This is a genomic window from Thalassovita taeanensis (assembly GCF_900110775.1).
Taxonomy (GTDB): Bacteria; Pseudomonadota; Alphaproteobacteria; order Rhodobacterales; family Rhodobacteraceae; genus Litorimicrobium; species Litorimicrobium taeanense.
In genome coordinates this window covers 130836-147564 of record NZ_FOEP01000008.1, presented here as the reverse complement: position 1 = coordinate 147564, position 16729 = coordinate 130836, and the positions used below count along the sequence as shown (strand labels likewise).

At 59.7% G+C, this 16729-nt stretch carries 21 protein-coding genes; 13 read left to right on the top strand and 8 right to left on the bottom strand.

What is annotated here, in order from left to right; genetic code table 11:
* The 7 genes from BSF79_RS12590 to BSF79_RS12560 all read left to right on the top strand — a co-directional run.
* Positions 1 to 542 (top strand): winged helix-turn-helix domain-containing protein (locus BSF79_RS12590; RefSeq protein WP_090270181.1); only part of this gene is annotated, 542 nt, incomplete at its 5' end.
* Positions 542 to 1951: an ATP-binding protein gene (locus tag BSF79_RS12585; protein WP_090270169.1), complete on the top strand. Its 1410-nt coding sequence runs from the start codon at positions 542 to 544 to the stop codon at positions 1949 to 1951. The genes BSF79_RS12590 and BSF79_RS12585, both read left to right, overlap by 1 nt.
* Positions 1948 to 2268 (top strand): SHOCT domain-containing protein, encoded by a 321-nt coding sequence (locus tag BSF79_RS12580; RefSeq protein ID WP_090270168.1) that lies wholly within the window; start codon positions 1948 to 1950, stop codon positions 2266 to 2268. Before BSF79_RS12585 ends, BSF79_RS12580 begins: the two co-directional genes overlap by 4 nt.
* A 451-nt stretch (positions 2269 to 2719) precedes the next feature.
* A complete protein-coding gene (locus tag BSF79_RS12575; protein ID WP_090270167.1) occupies positions 2720 to 3298 on the top strand; it encodes a L,D-transpeptidase in 579 nt (192 codons plus the stop codon).
* A 32-nt stretch (positions 3299 to 3330) separates the two neighbouring features.
* On the top strand, positions 3331 to 3789 hold the full coding sequence (locus BSF79_RS12570; RefSeq protein ID WP_090270166.1) for a c-type cytochrome: 459 nt from the start codon (positions 3331 to 3333) through the stop codon (positions 3787 to 3789).
* Between the two features lie 346 nt (positions 3790 to 4135).
* Positions 4136 to 5524, top strand: a complete 1389-nt coding sequence (locus BSF79_RS12565; protein ID WP_090270165.1) for a multicopper oxidase family protein — start codon at positions 4136 to 4138, stop codon at positions 5522 to 5524.
* Between the two features lie 14 nt (positions 5525 to 5538).
* Positions 5539 to 6000 carry a c-type cytochrome gene (locus tag BSF79_RS12560; RefSeq protein ID WP_245776400.1) on the top strand — a complete coding sequence of 154 codons (462 nt, stop codon included), beginning with the start codon at positions 5539 to 5541 and terminating at the stop codon, positions 5998 to 6000.
* A gap of 203 nt (positions 6001 to 6203) precedes the next feature.
* On the opposite strand, the gene BSF79_RS12555 is transcribed toward BSF79_RS12560, so the two are convergent.
* A complete protein-coding gene (locus tag BSF79_RS12555) occupies positions 6204 to 6410 on the bottom strand; it encodes a heavy-metal-associated domain-containing protein (RefSeq protein WP_009820193.1) in 207 nt (68 codons plus the stop codon).
* A gap of 137 nt (positions 6411 to 6547) precedes the next feature.
* Between BSF79_RS12555 and BSF79_RS12550 the strand changes: the two genes are divergently transcribed.
* The 6 genes from BSF79_RS12550 to BSF79_RS12525 all read left to right on the top strand — a co-directional run bounded on the left by BSF79_RS12550 (position 6548) and on the right by BSF79_RS12525 (position 12872).
* On the top strand, positions 6548 to 9067 hold the full coding sequence (locus BSF79_RS12550) for a heavy metal translocating P-type ATPase (protein WP_009820194.1): 2520 nt from the start codon (positions 6548 to 6550) through the stop codon (positions 9065 to 9067).
* 13 nt (positions 9068 to 9080) lie between these two features.
* A complete protein-coding gene (cueR, locus tag BSF79_RS12545; protein WP_009820195.1) occupies positions 9081 to 9503 on the top strand; it encodes a Cu(I)-responsive transcriptional regulator in 423 nt (140 codons plus the stop codon).
* A gap of 11 nt (positions 9504 to 9514) precedes the next feature.
* Positions 9515 to 9931, top strand: coding sequence for an ion channel (locus BSF79_RS12540; RefSeq protein ID WP_009820196.1), 417 nt, complete (start codon positions 9515 to 9517; stop codon positions 9929 to 9931).
* Positions 9932 to 10030: 99 nt separating this feature from the next.
* On the top strand, positions 10031 to 10900 hold the full coding sequence (locus BSF79_RS12535) for a DUF305 domain-containing protein (RefSeq protein ID WP_009820197.1): 870 nt from the start codon (positions 10031 to 10033) through the stop codon (positions 10898 to 10900).
* A gap of 1 nt (position 10901) precedes the next feature.
* Complete coding sequence (locus BSF79_RS12530) at positions 10902 to 11675, top strand: MauE/DoxX family redox-associated membrane protein (protein ID WP_009820198.1); 774 nt, start codon at positions 10902 to 10904, stop codon at positions 11673 to 11675.
* Positions 11676 to 11762: 87 nt separating this feature from the next.
* A complete protein-coding gene (locus BSF79_RS12525; protein ID WP_007121398.1) occupies positions 11763 to 12872 on the top strand; it encodes a permease in 1110 nt (369 codons plus the stop codon).
* On the opposite strand, the gene BSF79_RS12520 is transcribed toward BSF79_RS12525, so the two are convergent.
* From BSF79_RS12520 to BSF79_RS12490, 7 genes are all read right to left on the bottom strand, one after another.
* Entirely contained in the window at positions 12869 to 13609 is a 741-nt protein-coding gene (locus tag BSF79_RS12520) for a cytochrome c biogenesis CcdA family protein (protein WP_175545320.1), read from the bottom strand. The two genes, BSF79_RS12525 and BSF79_RS12520, sit on opposite strands and share 4 nt — an antisense overlap.
* Positions 13606 to 14097 carry a hypothetical protein gene (locus tag BSF79_RS12515; protein WP_090270164.1) on the bottom strand — a complete coding sequence of 164 codons (492 nt, stop codon included), beginning with the start codon at positions 14095 to 14097 and terminating at the stop codon, positions 13606 to 13608. The genes BSF79_RS12520 and BSF79_RS12515 overlap by 4 nt, the downstream gene beginning before the upstream one ends.
* Positions 14094 to 14798, bottom strand: a complete 705-nt coding sequence (locus BSF79_RS12510; RefSeq protein WP_045685125.1) for an SCO family protein — start codon at positions 14796 to 14798, stop codon at positions 14094 to 14096. The genes BSF79_RS12515 and BSF79_RS12510 overlap by 4 nt, the downstream gene beginning before the upstream one ends.
* Complete coding sequence (locus BSF79_RS12505) at positions 14798 to 15088, bottom strand: hypothetical protein (RefSeq protein ID WP_007121402.1); 291 nt, start codon at positions 15086 to 15088, stop codon at positions 14798 to 14800. Before BSF79_RS12505 ends, BSF79_RS12510 begins: the two co-directional genes overlap by 1 nt.
* 82 nt (positions 15089 to 15170) lie before the next feature.
* A complete protein-coding gene (locus BSF79_RS12500) occupies positions 15171 to 15683 on the bottom strand; it encodes a TlpA family protein disulfide reductase (protein WP_007121403.1) in 513 nt (170 codons plus the stop codon).
* Entirely contained in the window at positions 15680 to 16276 is a 597-nt protein-coding gene (locus BSF79_RS12495) for a DsbE family thiol:disulfide interchange protein (protein WP_009820201.1), read from the bottom strand. The genes BSF79_RS12500 and BSF79_RS12495 overlap by 4 nt, the downstream gene beginning before the upstream one ends.
* Positions 16273 to 16698, bottom strand: a complete 426-nt coding sequence (locus tag BSF79_RS12490; RefSeq protein WP_090270163.1) for a c-type cytochrome — start codon at positions 16696 to 16698, stop codon at positions 16273 to 16275. The genes BSF79_RS12495 and BSF79_RS12490 overlap by 4 nt, the downstream gene beginning before the upstream one ends.
* Positions 16699 to 16729 lie beyond the last annotated feature (31 nt).

Genomic DNA, 16729 nt, shown 5'->3' with positions numbered 1-16729 from the left:
AAGATGGTCTTTCCGTGTGCCGCCGACTTTCGGCAAGTGGATCCGTTCCGATCCTGATGTTGACCGCGCTCGGGGAGGAAACCGACCGGATTGTTGGCCTTGAAATCGGCGCGGATGACTACCTAGCGAAACCCTTCAACCCGCGTGAACTGGTCGCCCGGATCAAGGCCATCCTGCGCCGTTCGACTAAAGCTGAGCCCTATGCAGGTACACTTTCGGGCCGACGTATCGCATTTGCCCATTGGATAATTGACACCGACAGTCGGGTACTTTCGAACGAGGACGGTGAGCAAATCGATCTGACCAGCGCGGAATTCAAGCTTTTGACCGTCCTGCTGGAACGTCCTCGTTTTGTCCTCAGCCGCGATCAGTTGCTCGATCTGACGGCAGGCCGCGCAGCGTCAGTATTTGACCGGACCATAGACAATCAGATCAGCCGACTGCGCCGGAAGATCGAGCTTGATCCGTCGCGGCCGCGCATCGTCACGACTGTGCGCGGCGGCGGCTATTGCCTGGCTGCCGATGTCCACGAGTTGAGCTGATGCCGCGCCCCTTCGATAATCTTCGTGGGCAGTTGGTCCTGCTGATCGTCGCGGCGCTTGCTGTCGCACAGACGATCAGCCTGTGGCTGTTCGTCGACGAGCGTGGTCTCGCCGTGCGCGCCGCCTTGGGTTTCGAAGCGGCAGGCCGGGCCGCGAACGTCGCGCTCTTGCTCGAAGAGGCGCCGGAGTCTTTGCAGCAGGCGATCCTGAGAGCGGCGAATTCTCCGTTGGTGCGCTTCGATCTTTCGGACATTCCCGCCGTAGACCATGAGAGCCATGCCGATGGTGGAGCCGTGGAGGCGCGCGTTCGCGGACTTCTGGGTGGCGCGAACGATCGGGAAATCCGCGTGGAATTGCACGAGGTCGAACAAGGCATTCCGCCGATGCCACATCTCGCGCCAGAGATGGCCGAAATGCATCTCGCGATGATGCGGGGCGAGCTTTCCGCGATCGAAATGCAACTGTCGATCGCCCTCGCGGACGGGCAGTGGCTGAATGTCGGAACACGGTTCGAACGGCCGCCGTTGCAGTGGCCATGGGCTTCAATCGTCAGTTTCGGGATCACGGCGGCGATCATTCTGGTCTCGGCCTGCTGGTTCCTTCTAACCCGTCTGACCGGGCCGCTTCTGCGCGTCTCTCGCGCAGCCGACCAGCTTGGACGAGGCGAAGCCGTCGATCCGTTGCCACTGATCGGTCCGAGCGAGGTGCGCGGCCTCACGCAGGCCTTCAATCGGATGCAGGCGAGACTGACGCGTTTCGTCGCGGACAGGACAAGACTTCTTGCGGCATTGGGCCATGATCTGCGCTCTCCGCTGACCGCCATGCGGGTGCGGGCGGAGATGGTGGACGAGGACGAAACGCGTGACAGTCTTGTCGCCTCAATCGAGGAAATGCAGGAGATGGTCGATGCAACGCTTGCCTTTGCACGGGGCATGGCCAGCTCCGAAGTCTACGAGACGGTGGATCTGGGTGCCTACCTGAAGCAGTTGCAGGCCGACATGATCGACGGCTTCACCCTTGATACAGCCAACAGCATAAGCGTTCGCTTGCGCCCCCAATCGGTGCGCCGCGCCCTGCGCAACATCATCGAGAACGCGCAGCGCTATGGCGGGGGGGCCGAGGTCACCTTCGTACATGACGCCGAATACGTCCAGATACGGGTCTCCGACAACGGACCTGGGGTTCCCGAAGCCGAACTCGAGCAAGTGTTCGAGCCGTTTTTCCGGCTCGAAAAATCCCGCTCGCGCGAAACCGGTGGGACCGGTCTTGGCCTGTCGATCGCGCGAACGATTGTGCGGGCCCATGGCGGCGAAGTAGCGCTGACGAACCGCACCGAAGGCGGTCTTCTCGTGACCGTCACTTTACCACTCGAAACAGAACCTGATCAGCAAGAAAGGAACACCTCATGATAAAAATGATATCCGCTGTAACCCCGTCAACCCTAGTATTGTCCGCCGGAGCCGCGCTCGCTGATCCTGCGGACAGTTGGGGCGACAGTTTCGGTCACATGATGTGGGGAGGTGGATTCGGCATGGCTGGCGGTTTGATGATGCTGTTGTTCTGGGGGGCGATCATCGCACTGATCATGTTGGCCGTCCGTGGCTTCTCGGCCGGGTCTGGCTCTGGCGGCAAATCGGACGCGGCAGACATTCTTCGCGAACGCTATGCCCAAGGTGAAATTGACGAAGAGGAGTACGAGCGCCGCAAGGCGAAACTCGAATTGTGACGCCAAGGCTGATGCTTTTGATGCCCACCGAACTATGAATCATTAACTATCGACCTTCCCGCCATGGAACGCTGTGTCCACTTAGGGAACGGCCGAATGATTGGGAAATCGGACAGGTTGTTTTCGCCTTCGGATTCGACACCGCAGTGTTCCAAACCGTGCTGCCCATGAGGGTTTCAATGTTCCATGGATGCATATTGCGCGCCGTTCGTGTTCACAGGCCTCGCATTCAGGTCATTTTGGCACGGCAACAAATCGCATGATGTCAGTAACCCGAAGGTAGATATTTGAGGATCACCAGCTAGTGACAGCCGGGTTCGCGCGCACTTTTTTGCGATGCTACGAACTGATACAAAATTCACTGTTATGTCAGACGAACTCGCTTGACCCTCCAGTGCTGGAAGGCGGTTTATGCACACCTGATAGGCAAGAAATCAGGAGCAAGAATGCCATGGTAGAGCAGGCACCCTTTGTAATCCATAGACGTCGTTTCGTACTGGCTGCGGCGGGCGGCGTAATCGCGTTGGCTGCGCCGTCGTTACTCCGGGCGCAGGAAGCGGAAACGACGCGTCGGAACTTATCGTCTTTCCGCACGCACGAGTGGCGGGACCATTTCGAGACTCTGGACAAAGGTATCATCATTTCGGATACGATCACGAAAGTGTTGCAGCATTGGACCGCCGATGGCGAAATGCGAATCTATCCGACATCGGTTCCCCTGACCGATGAGTTGACAAAGCGGGGCTATACCGAGGTTGTCGAAAAAAGGGAGAACCCGAGCTGGGCGCCAACGCCGTCGATGCGTGAGCGCAACCCCGAATGGCCAGCACTTATTCTAGGCGGAGACCCCGCCAATCCGCTGGGCACCCGTGCGCTCTATCTGTCTTGGCAGTATTACCGGATCCACGGAACGCAGGATACTCGGAAGATCGGGCGCAAGTCGTCGAACGGATGTATTGGCCTCTACAATGAACATATCGAGGAAGTCTTTGACAGAACGGCGGTGGGAACACAGGTCAAATTGATCTGAAGTGGACAGATGGCTGCGAGGGACCGTAGATAATGAACAAGGCACTTCTGGCCGTTGTGGCCTTTCTGTTGGTCGGCGGCTTGGCGATTTATTGGAACACCTCCCCATCTGGTCAACAGGCGGCCGGTCACTCGATGGTGCCACCGGACACAAGCGGCGTGGCCCGAGGGGCACCCATCGTGGAGGTTTCGGTGCCGACGGACCTGTCAGCGAATGCACAGATCGGAAAACGCGCATTCGAGGCGAAATGTGCCGAATGCCATGGCACCAACGCAGCAGGTCAGAATGGTGTTGCGCCGCCACTTGTGCACAAGATCTATGAGCCTTCACATCATTCGGACATGGCTTTCGTTCTAGCGGCCAGGAACGGTGTCCGGTCGCATCACTGGAATTTCGGGAATATGCCGCCGGTCAAGGGACTGACAGACGCTGACGTCAAGATGATCACGCAATTCGTCCGGGAACTCCAAGAAGCGAATGGCATTTTCTAACAGATTGAAGGGTGAAATTTTTTTACGGGGAAGTTGACCAATCGCCACCGACCGCGACTCTTCCAGAGCTTCTTGCCGTGCGCGGCTGGACCGTCGCAGACCTGAACTATGATTTGCTCGGCAGCTTGACTCGGCAGGGCGACGTGTTCGGTGGAATTCGGCGCGGTCGTGTAAACCGAAACTCGGTTCCTCCCTATTTGCGGCTTGCCTGCGGTGTCGGTCAATCTTCTGGCTATCAGGTTGCTGAAAGCAGCAGAGACGATCACCTTACGGGTGTTGCAGCCGAACTACGATCAATGCGACGGGGCGCGCCAGAGCTCCATACTATTTAAGGCTAGGAGAGAACATGATACGACGGGATTTCCTTTTGCGTAGCGCTTCGGCGGCCGCTGTCCTTCAATTGCCCAGAGCGGGGCGCGCCTTGACGCCTCAATTTGACGAATTCAAAGCTCAGGTGAGCGCGGTCCAGCTCGCGCCGCCGCCTTATCCAAAGACAGAAATATGGGGCTATGACGGCATGATGCCCGGCCCGGAGTTGCGGATCGCGCAGGGTGCCCGCGTTCAGCGAAAGTTACTGAACGCGCTGCCACAGGCAAGCTCGGTCCACTGGCACGGAATCCGGATCGACAACGCGATGGACGGCGTCGCCGGGCTGACCCAAGCCGCCGTCGAACCGGGCGAGAGTTTCGATTACGACTTCGTTGTACCTGATGCCGGAACCTATTGGTATCACGCCCATGCGAGGTCCATCGAACAGGTCGCCCGAGGGCTTTACGGCGCGCTGATTGTTGAGGAAGCGGAAGCTCCGGAAGTGGATCGCGAGGAGGTTCTGATCCTGGACGATTGGCTTCTCGATCCCGAAACCGCACAGATCAATCCCGACTTCACCTCTGCGCATTCCCGCAGCCACGCAGGCCGCATGGGAAATTTCGTTGCGACGAACGGACAGTACGGTCTTGCGATCGATGTGCGTCAGAATGAACGGCTTCGACTGCGTCTGATCAATGCGGCCAACGCGCGGATCTTCGTCGTTGATATCGCCGGAATGGAAGGCTGGACCATCGCGTTGGACGGGATGCCACTGGCGCAACCCCAGAGGCTCGGCGAACCCCTCATTCTCGGCCCCGGCCAGCGCGCCGATCTGATCGTCGACGTGACTGCCGACTCCGGTGAAACGGCCCATCTGGTGCGCCTCGACAATGGGGAAGGTATGTCACAGGTTGCCCTTACCGTGACCGGTCGGGCGTCCGCCGTACGCCGGGATGACCCCCCTGCCCTGCCGAGGAATGCGAATATGGATGTTCCGGGCCTAGACAATGCGGTTCCCGTTCGCCTTAACATGGAGGGCGGTGCGATGGGCCGGATGCAATCGGCGGTCTTGAACGGTGAACGGAAATCCTTCCGCGATCTGGTCGACGAAAACGAATACTGGGCCTTAAACGGCACCGTCGGAATGCCCGATGCACCGCATGCCGGTCTCGCTCTCGGGCAGACCGTCAAGCTTGAGATTAGCAACGACACGTCCTTCCCGCACGCGATGCACTTGCACGGGATGCATTTCCGCGAAATCGGCGAGGATGGCACATTGGGGCCGCTCCGGGATACGATAACGATGTTCCGAGGGGAAACGCGGACCGTTGTCTTTGTCGCCGATAATCCAGGCGACTGGCTGTTTCACTGCCACATGCTCAGCCACGCGGCCGCCGGCATGATGACATGGATGCGAGTGACGTGATGCGAAGATACCTGATGCTGTCGGTGATTTTTCTGGGCGGTGGCGGAGCCGCAGCCTGGCTCATGAGCACGGCCGGTGTGCAGACCGAATCTACGCCGGAAGCCGCCGACATTGCACAGGGTGAAGATCTTTACAGAGAATATTGCGCGGCCTGCCATGGCGCCGATTTGGAAGGACAGCCGGATTGGCGGTCGGCCGGACCAGATGGCGTCCTGCCTGCACCGCCGCATGACGAAACCGGTCATACCTGGCATCATCCCGATGGCGTGCTGTTTGACTACACCAAGCTGGGCGGCAAGGCCGCTCTTGCCCTCCAAGGGGTCGAGTTCGAAAGCGGCATGCCCGGGTTCGGCGACCAGCTGTCGGACGCCGAAATCTGGAACATCATCGCTTACATCCAATCAACGTGGCCGGAGCGTCAGCGCGCTATTCAAGCCGAACGAAGTGCTGACCAGCGACAGCAGGAAGGCAACTGAACCGCGTCCGAGAAAGGCGCTGAATATCTTTGGGTCGAGGAAAAGTTGGACTGGTTGTCGAGCGAAGGTGTGGCGCAATCGAGTTACCGCCCATCCACGGACGCATCCATTTGGTCGAGTGCGCTTAATCGACTTGGCACGACAGGACGCTGGGTACGTGATCCGGCAAGTTTTGCACCAGTAATTGCAGTCCCAAGGGTTATTCAGGTCGCGGCTGGCGCCGACACATCGTATCCTGCGTTTTGGATCGCTTCCGACACCGCCCTGACGCTGAGAAAACTCTCGACCGAAACGGTATGCGTGCTCAAGTCGCACGAAACGGTCGCAGTTGGGTCAATAGACCTAATCGCCTTGTCAATTGTTGCGGTGCAATGCCCGCAACTCATTCCCGGAACTGTGAAGCTGCTCATATACGTCTCCTTCTCTCTTATCTTCAGGTGGGCGCTTCCAGCGGAGGAAGGTCAAGGGCAAAAAAATATTCTGAAAAGCTTGACCTTCCAGTTGGTGGAAGCCCTAGATATCTTACCCAGAGACGAAGGAGACGCTCATGCCAATCACACAAGACCTGCGGGTCTCTGTCCAGAACATGTCCTGCGCATCATGTGTCGGTCTGGTCGAGCGCGCGCTCTCGGCGCTGCCCGGGGTCGAAGAGGTCAATGTGAACCTTGCGGCCGAAACTGCGCAGGTCCGAATCGACTCGGAAACCCGGATACCGGAGCTGATCGACGCGCTGGATCGGGCCGGCTATCCCGTCCGGACGCAGACTATTCGCCTGAACGTCTCGTCCATGTCCTGCGCGTCCTGCGTCGGCCGTGTCGATAAGGCGCTGGCGGCAGTGCCTGGCGTTCTGGAGGTCAACGTCAATCTCGCCTCCGAGACCGCAACCGTGACCTATGTCGAGGGCGCGATGAAGATCTCCGATCTAATGAAAGCTGCCACAGACGCCGGCTACCCTGCTGAACCGGCGGACAGTGTCTTGCCCGAGGAGCACAGCGCCCGCAAGGCAGGCGAAGCGCGCGATCTGGCCCGTAAGACCGCATTCGCGGCGACATTGGCGCTGCCGGTTTTCCTGCTCGAGATGGGTGCACACCTAGTGCCGGGGATGCACGAGATGATCGGCCGCACCATCGGTCACCAGACAAGTTGGATGATCCAGTTCGTACTGACGACAGTTGTGCTGTTCTGGCCCGGACGCCACTTTTACGCCAAGGGCTTCCCCGCGCTTCTGAAGGGCGCGCCCGACATGAACAGCCTCGTCGCCGTTGGCACCGGCGCAGCCTATCTCTATTCTCTTACCGCGCTCTTTGCGCCTGCGCTGCTGCCCGTGGCGTCCCGTGCCGTTTACTTCGAGGCAGCGGCAGTCATCGTCGTGCTGATCCTTCTGGGCCGCTGGATGGAGGCGCGCGCCAAGGGCCGCACCGGTGCCGCGATCCAGAAGCTTCTTGGCCTTCAGGCCCGCACCGCGCGAGTTCTGGTGGACGGGGAGCCGCAGGACGTCGCCATCGAACGGATCGGCACCGGCGATATCCTCGTTGTGCGTCCCGGCGAACGCATTGCGGTGGATGGGGAGGTCACGCAAGGCAGCGCCCATGTCGACGAGAGCATGATCACCGGAGAGCCGGTTCCCGTCTCCAAGTCCGAGGGTGATCCGGTCACCGGCGGCACCGTCAACGGCACCGGCAGCTTCCAGTTCCGCGCCACACGTGTCGGCGCCGACACGACGCTCGCGCAAATCATTCGCATGGTGGAGCAGGCGCAGGGCGCCAAGTTGCCGATCCAGGGCCTGGTGGACCGGATCACGCTGTGGTTCGTGCCGGCGGTCATGGCACTGGCCGCGTTGACCGTTCTGATCTGGCTGCTGTTCGGCCCCTCGCCCACCCTGTCCTACGCGCTTGTGGCCGGGGTCTCGGTCCTCATCATAGCCTGCCCCTGCGCCATGGGACTGGCCACGCCGACCTCGATCATGGTCGGTACTGGGCGCGCAGCCGAGATGGGCGTGCTTTTCCGCAAGGGCGACGCGCTGCAACAACTGACGTCGGTGAATGTTATCGCGCTCGACAAAACCGGCACCGTCACCCAAGGGCGCCCCGAACTGACCGATATGGTCCTGGCCGACGGGGTCGACCGGGCCGACATCCTGGCACTGGTGGCGGCGGTCGAGACGCAGTCCGAGCATCCCATCGCCGAAGCCATCGTGCGCGCGGCCCAGGCCGAGAACGCGGCACGTCACGACGTCGAGAGCTTCGAATCCATCACGGGCTACGGCGTTCGGGCCAAGGTTGCCGGCCACGAGGTGCTTGTCGGTGCAGATCGCCTGATGGTCCGCGAAGGACTGAGCATCGGGTCGCTGGCCGAGGCGGAGGGCCGCTTGGCCGTGCTGGGCCGCACGGCATTGTTTGCCGCGGTGGATGGCAGGGTTGCAGCGGTCATCGGCGTGTCCGATCCGGTCAAACCCGCCAGCGCGGCCGCCATTGGCGCGCTGCACCGCCTCGGGCTGGAGGTCGCTATGATCACCGGCGACAAGCGCGAGACAGCCGATGCCATCGCACGCGAAACCGGCATCGACCACGTGATCGCCGGCGTTCTGCCCGATGGAAAGGTGGCCGCACTAAACGAGCTTCGCCAAGGGGGCCGACGGATCGCCTTCGTCGGCGACGGCATTAACGACGCCCCCGCGCTGGCACATGCGGATGTCGGTATCGCCATCGGCACGGGAACCGATGTGGCCATCGAATCCGCCGATGTGGTGCTGATGTCGGGCGATCTGCGCGGCGTGGTCAACGCCTTTGAAGTATCAGGCCGCACGATGCGCAACATCCGTCAGAACCTGTTCTGGGCGTTCGGCTACAACGTCGCGCTGATCCCGGTGGCTGCGGGTGTGCTCTACCCCACGTTCGGCTTGTTGCTCTCGCCAGTCCTGGCTGCCGGAGCCATGGCACTGAGTTCGGTCTTCGTGCTGACCAACGCCCTTCGGCTACGCAGGGTCCATCCCATCATGGAAGAAGCCAGAGCGCGCGGTGGTGAAGAGGCCACTTTGCTATCCCCTAACCCTGTCGCCGCTGAATAAGGAGAACCTGATCATGAATATTGGAGATGTCGCCGCCCTTTCTGGCCTCCCAGCCAAGACGATCCGATACTACGAGGATGTCGGGCTTGTGAAGCCTCTTCGCAGCACGAACGGCTATCGCACATTCCGTGAAAGCGATGCGCACAAGCTCGCGTTTCTCGGCCGTTCCCGGGCGCTCGGCTTCAGCATTGAAGACTGCCGCAACCTTATTGCTCTGTACGAGGACGAAAAACGCGCCAGCGCCGAAGTCAAGGATATCGCCGAGCAGCATCTTGAACGGATCGACGACAAGATTGCGGAGCTGAAGGAAATGCGCGCGACGCTAGCACATCTAGTGGACGCCTGTGCCGGGGATCACCGCCCGGATTGCCCAATCCTCGCCGATTTGGCAACGAAACACCGCGGCGAAGAGCAACTCAAGAATACTGCGTTGTAGGGTGCGAGCGTTTGGCTTGGGCGATCCTCTTTGCGATTGTGCTCTTCGGTTTGAGCGGACTTGTGCATGTCCGTGCGATGAGTTTCGTCATGACGGCCACCAAACGCACTCCATTCACACAATCAAGCCGCCTCTTATTTGCCCTCTATACACTCGCGACCGCCCACATAGGTGAAGCCGGGCTCTACGCACTGGGTTTCAGTTTCGGCGAGTTCTTAGGTATTGGCGGTTTCGCTCAAGATAACGTCGATTCATTCATGGATGTTTTCTACTTTTCCGTCGTCAATTACTCCTCGCTGGGGCTTGGCGATATTTATCCCACGGGTCATTTGCGCTTTCTTGCCGGCATCGAGGCCCTGAATGGCTTTCTCCTCATCAGCTGCTCGGCCTCTACAATCTTCCTCGTGGTCACGAGAAAGATGGATTAGGAGCGCCACAAAACCTCACCCGAAAAGAGTTGGAACCCTCCATCGCTGGAAGGTTGTTGATGTTCTGAACGGGGATGGAACAAGCGAAAGGAGCACGTCATGTCATATTGGAGATTTGCCGCCATGATCGCGACCTCGACGGTCGTGATGTTCGGGCTGATGTATCTCAACACCTATCTTCTGACCCATGTTTTCTGGTCCGAAACCCGAGCCTATATGGCGCTGTTGATGGGCGCGACGATGGCGATCATCATGTTGGCCTTCATGCTTTCAATGTATTCGAGCAAGACCGTAAATGCCGCTATTTTCAGCGGTGCCGTCGTCGTGTTCGCCGCCTCGCTCTGGCTCGTACGAAGCCAGGTCACGGTGGGCGACACCAGCTACATGCGCGCGATGATCCCACACCATTCGATCGCGATCATGACATCGAGCCGCGCCGATATCTCGGATCCGCGCGTGCGCAAGCTCGCGGACGAGATCATCTATGCGCAAGACAAGGAAATCGCGGAAATGCGCTATCTGATCAACGATATCGATGCATCCGGCGACACATCCGAGACTGCAAGTCTCGAGAGCCCCCGTATCGTGAGCTTGGATCAAGCCCTGTCAACAGCAAACGTCGCAGTGCTCGACCCCGGCTTCCTGACGAAAGAGGATATCGCGCAGCTTCTGCCGAATGGCGCGGTGTGCACATTCAACTATACAACCGGCAGTCCGGCCTCACTGGCATTGGGTGAGATCGATGGCGCAGCCGTCGGGCTCGTCAAGCTGAGCGGCGATCTCGTCCGGGTCGAACAGAATGCAGCCGGCGAATTGGGCACAGAAGGCCTGTCGATCCGCCTTGGCGTTCCCCAAGACGGTGCTGCGCTCGAAACCGCAGGTACCGAACCGGTCGATGCGACTCTGACGATCGAGCTCGATGCCGGTCTGACCGCCGGATTCCGGGGATTCTACAGTTGCGGGGCATGACATGAAGCACCAGTCAAGCACCCAAGCGCAGTCGGCGACGCTGTACCGCATGGTCATGCCGGGCCACCTTTGCCCCTACGGTCTGAAGTCCAAAGACTTGCTGGAGAGGCAAGGGTATGAGGTTGAGGACCACCATCTGACCACGCGTGAGGAAACCGACGCGTTCATGGAAGAGCACGGCGTCGAAACCAGCCCGCAAACCTGGATCGGGGACGAGCGGATCGGTGGATATGACGACCTTCGGGTCCATTTCGGCATCGATGCGCCGGAAGACGAACGCTCGGACACGTCCTACCAGCCCGTGATCACGATCTTTGCCGTCGCGTTCCTGATGGCGCTCGGTTTGTCGTGGTACAGCTTCGAGAACATTTTCACCCCCCGCGCCCTGGAATGGTTCATCTCGATCTCGATGTGCTTTCTGGCCGTACAAAAACTTCAGGATGTCGAAAGCTTTTCGACCATGTTCCTGAACTACGACCTGCTGGCGCGTCGGTGGGTACGATATGGCAAAATCTATCCGTTCGGAGAGGCTTTCGCAGGTATCCTCATGGTCGCTGGGGCGCTGACCTGGCTTTCGGCACCGGTGGCCTTGTTCATCGGCACTGTTGGCGCAGTATCGGTTTTCAAGGCGGTCTATATCGACAAGCGTGAATTGAAATGCGCCTGCGTCGGTGGTGACAGCAATGTGCCGCTTGGCTTTGTCTCGCTCACGGAAAATCTGATGATGATGGTCATGGGGATTTGGATGCCTATCAGGGTCTATCTGATCGGCTGAAAGGCGGGTGCCGTTTTCATATCCCTCGGACTCGTTCTCCCGATAGATGCGCAAGTCGGACAGCACTGCGAAAAAGGGTCAAGCTGAATGGACCAGATAATCGAAGCATTCACGACCGGGGCGGGCATGCTCTGGAAGGCGCTCTGGGCGCTCATCTTCGGGTATATCATCTCCGCAGGCATCCAGATTTTCGTGACACGGGATCAGATGGCGCGTGTTCTTGGCGACCGTGGTGCCAGGAAGGCAGGCATTGCCGGCTTCTTTGGGTTTGTGTCATCGTCCTGTTCCTTCGCGGCTCTTGCCGCGTCGCGTTCGATCCTCGTGAAGGGTGCGCATCCGGTCAATTCGATCGCCTTCCTGATTTCATCGACAAATCTGGTGATCGAGCTTGGAATCGTCCTTCTGGTCCTGCTGGGCTGGAAATTCATGGTGGCAAATTTCATGCTTGGCATCCTGATGACGATCTACGCCTATGCCCTCACCCTGATATGGCTTCCAAGGTCGTTTGTCGAAAGCGCAAAAGAGCATGCGGAGAAGGCCCAGTCCGACGAAGGTATGGACAGGGACCAGACCATGAAGGGTTCGTTCCGCGACAAACTGCTGTCCCGCGAAGGATGGGACCGGATCGCCCGCGCTTTCTTCATGGAATGGAAGATGGTCTGGAAGGAGATCCTCTTCGGCTTCACGGTCGCGGGTTTCATTTCCGTCTTTGTGCCGCAGAGCTTCTGGAACGCGATCTTTCTGGTCGGAGATGGCGGTGCGCAGGACGCGCCGGGCTTCCTGATCGTTCTTGAAAACGCGCTGGTGGCACCGGTCGTGGCCTTCTTCACCTTCATCGGGTCGATGGGCAATGTCCCCCTGGCTGCGATGCTCTGGTCGCGTGATGCGTCGTTCGGAGGCGTGATCGCCTTTCTCGGAGCCGATCTTGTTGCTGCCACGGTGATATGGGTGCACGCAAAATATTACGGCTGGCAGTATGCGCTCTATCTTTCAGGCTTGCTGTACCTGTGCATGGTCGCTGCGGGAATTACGGTGCATTACCTGTTCGCTCTCGTAGGGATGATCCCGACCGAGCGGCCTTCGCTTCAGGAAATGGTCCGGTTCAGCATCGATTACACGTTCTTCCTCAACCTGATCTTTCTTGTCATCGGGTCAGCACTGATCTGGCTTCACATCAGGAATGCCGAGGAAGACTAACCGATTGAGGCCAAGAATGGGAAGGTTCCCAGAAGCCAGTAGGCAAACCGGGACAATTGGCCGGTCATGATGGCAACGCCCATGATGATCATGGCGACGCCCGCGGCCTTGTAGAGCCAGCGACCGGCTTTGCCGATCTGTCTGACCCGTGCGGCGATGGCGTCGGTGAACAGCGCGGCCAGCAGGAACGGCACGCCCAGCCCTGCGGAATAGATCGACAACAGCCAGATGCCGTCCGACATACCGCCGGATGTCGAACTGAGCGTCAGGATTGCGCCGAGGATCGGCCCGATGCAGGGCGTCCATCCAAAGGCGAAGGCCAAGCCCAGGACGTAGGCTCCAAGCGGGCGACCCCCCGGAATGTCGAGTGTGAAGCGGGTGTCACGCGAGAACGCTTCCAGACGGAAGGCACCCAGCATGACCAGTCCGAACAGGATGATGATCGCCCCGCCCAGATAGTTGAGCTCAGTGCGCCAAGTCAGCAGCAACGACCCGAGCGCGCTGGCCCCGGCCCCCAACGCGACAAAGACCGTGGAGAACCCCAGAACGAAGCAGGTGCTTAGGCCAAGTGCCCCGGCGCGTGCCCGCAGGCCGACCGATCGCGTCGTGCGCAAATCCGGCTGGCCTGCGATGTAGGAAACATAGCCCGGAACCAGTGGCAGGACGCAGGGTGACAGGAAGGAAATGGCCCCCGCCAGAAAGGCCGCGAAGATGCCGATGCCGGAAATATCCATCATGCTTTATGCTCGGCGCTGAAGGGTCGCGCCGCCCACCAGAAGGCAATCAGCGGGATTACGATCCATTGCAGCACGGGCGACAGCCCTGCATCGAGGACCGGAATGATCGGCATCAGGTCCGAATAGGCCCAAGCCGTGCGGATCACGATGTTGAGCCATTCGCTGAACAGCGTATATCCCAACCCGAACACCACCGTCAGGACGGTTACCGAGCGTCGCGTCGGAGCCACGAAGGGCCAGCCACGGCCGGTCAGCATCAAGGCAAGCACCAGCGCGCTCATGGCAATCAGGATGTCGCCACCCGTGCAATGAACCGCGGCGAAGACGATCTCACCCCAGGTGCCCTCGTTCCAGATCGTGTAGAGCGGCATATGGGCGAACTCCCAGATCAGATTGGCCGGGATGATTACCGAAAAATACCGACGTAGCGCTGTCAGGGATATTCCATCCGCCGAAGATGGCATGACGCCAGTCGCGGTGACACTCATTGAAACACCCCTGTCACCCGGTCCCACCAACTGCGTTCCCGGCGTCGATGCTGGGCATTGTTGATCAACTCGCTGACATAGAGGATCAGGTTCACATTCTTGAAATCCATGCCATGGAACTTTGCGGCGAACCGCCCGCCGATATCCACGACATGGGTGACCGCACCGTGCATCATCATGTCGCTGTCGGCGGTCGTGGTGAACTCGAGCCCATAGTCCCGCGCCACAAGGCGCGTCGCGTCGTCGCTCTGATCGGGCCGTTTGGTCAGAATGACCCAGTTGCTCGGATCGAGCCCATGCCGGTCCGCGTAGTCGCGCAGAACGTCCGGCGTGTCATTCACGGGATCGGTTGTGATCGAGATGAATTGCACCAGATCCCTCATCGGCCCGTCGTTGATCGAAGCCTGGACCGCCGCGATCTTTTCCGCATGGAGCGGGCAGATATCCGGGCAGTTGGCGTAGATGAAATGCAGGATGACGACCCTTTCGCTGAAATCCGCCAAGCGCACAGGATTGCCCTCCGCATTCTGCAACTCGAAATCCGGGGCCTGTGCCGCGTCGATGGCCTGGAAGTATGGCTCCATCTCGAACATCCGGGCATCCAGATTTTCACCCGGATGATCGGCGGAGGCCGGAAAGGCGATCGTGGCCGCAAATGTCGCCAAGGCGGCGCGCCGGGTCAGATAGACAATCAACTGCATCACCTTTCGGATTGATCGGGCTTGCCACCACCCGCATCGTCGCATTTCCCGCCGGACCCGCCCTTCATGCACAGACCAAGCCCGCACATCGCGGCACAGGGTGCCAGCGAAACCAAGACAGGCGCGAGACCGATCGCGGTGAGCCATCCCCAGTTCAGCGCCATGCCGCCGCCCATAACGGTTGCCGCACCGACGAACAGCAGTCGTCTGCGCGTCAACCACCGGGGCCAGTTGCCTGCGCTTTCGATGTCGGCGGCACCCGCATCGTTGGAAGATGATATGTCGGTCATCCGGAAAATCCTTCTGAAGTTTGAGTACTGGTCATTCTGATAACTGGGCGGTCAAGGGCGGGCGGCGCTCTTTCAGGGGCGCTTATTCGATAAAGCCTCGCAAGAAGGAGACCATCTCGGGATCATCCCATTCGGCCGGGCCGACCAGTCTCCCAAGCTCCCGCCCCTGCGCGTCGATCAGGATCGTTGTCGGCAGACCGACGGTGCGCAGCGCGGTCATCGACAGCATGGTCTTGTCGACATACATCTTGAGATTGTTGACACCGATCTCGTCGTAGAACCGCCGCACGACGGGCGACCCGGCCCTGTCGATGGACAGGGCGACAACCTCGAAACGGTCGCCGCCAAGTTCCGCCTGAAGTGCATCCAGCGTCGGCATCTCTTCCCGGCAGGGGACGCACCAGGTTGCCCAAACGTTCACGAGGATCACCTTGCCACGAAAATCCTCCATGTCCCCACGGCTGCCGTCCTCGGTCTCGTAGCGCACATTGATCACCGGCTGCGGCGTGTCGTGCAGTGCGAAGCCTTGCGGCCCGGCAAACGCCGTGCCGACGGACAATGCCCAGACGAGCAGCGCCGTTTTGAGATATTTCATGGCGTTGGCTCCTTGCCGGCTTGGGTTTTCAGATCACGGACGATCGGCAAAAGGGTTTCCTCCAGAATCGCTCGCGTGATGGGGCCGACATGGCGGTAGGCAATGGTGCCGTCGGAAGTGATGACATAGGTTTCAGGCACGCCGTAAACACCCCACTCGATGCCCGCACGTCCGTTTATGTCGGCCCCGATGCGGGTGTAGGGATCACCCAGTTCGTCTAGCCAGGCGCGCGCCTGTTCGGGCGGATCCTTGTAGTTGATCCCGTAGAGCGGCACTTCGCCCGTGGCGCTCAATTCCATGAATAGCGGATGTTCGGCGCGGCAGGGCACACACCACGAGGCAAAGACGTTCACCAGCGAAACATGGCCGATCAGGTCCTGCGTCGAAAGACCTTCCTCGCGGCCGAGCACCGGAGCGAGTGCAAACTCCGGTACAGGCTTGTCGATAAGCGCGGACGGCAGATCATCGCCCTCGCTGAAAAGCCCCCAGCCAAACAGGACCATAAGGGCCAAAGCCACGACGGGCACCAGCACAAAGCCGAGATTTCTCCGGCGGGGCGTGGGAACAGTCATATTGTCACGATAGCTGGTCATGGCTGTGCTTGCTGGTCCTCGCGGGTCCGCTCACTCTGAAAGGCACGTTCTTTGTCGGGCCAGGTGCTCTTGATGTAGTCGACGATCGACGTGATTTCGTCATCTGTCAGTACGCCCTCATATCCGGGCATGTCGCTTTCATAACCGGCCCCGACAATCGCCGCCGGTCCGCGTTTCACGATGTCGAACAATACGCGGTCCGTATGATGCCAGGTATGACCCGACGCATCATGCGGCGGGGCAGGCAATCTGCCGTTCGGCAATCGGGTGCGCCAATCAGGCTGCCCCTCCAGGTTTGCGCCATGGCAACTGGCACAATTCTCCTGATAGAGACGCTCGCCCATGCGCAAGTCGCTCTCCGCCGAAACGGGAGAGACCGTTGTGGCGAGCAAGACCGCGGCGAGCCTAATGGTGTTTTTCATGTCGCTTGTGCCTTCTTCTGGCTATCCAAAT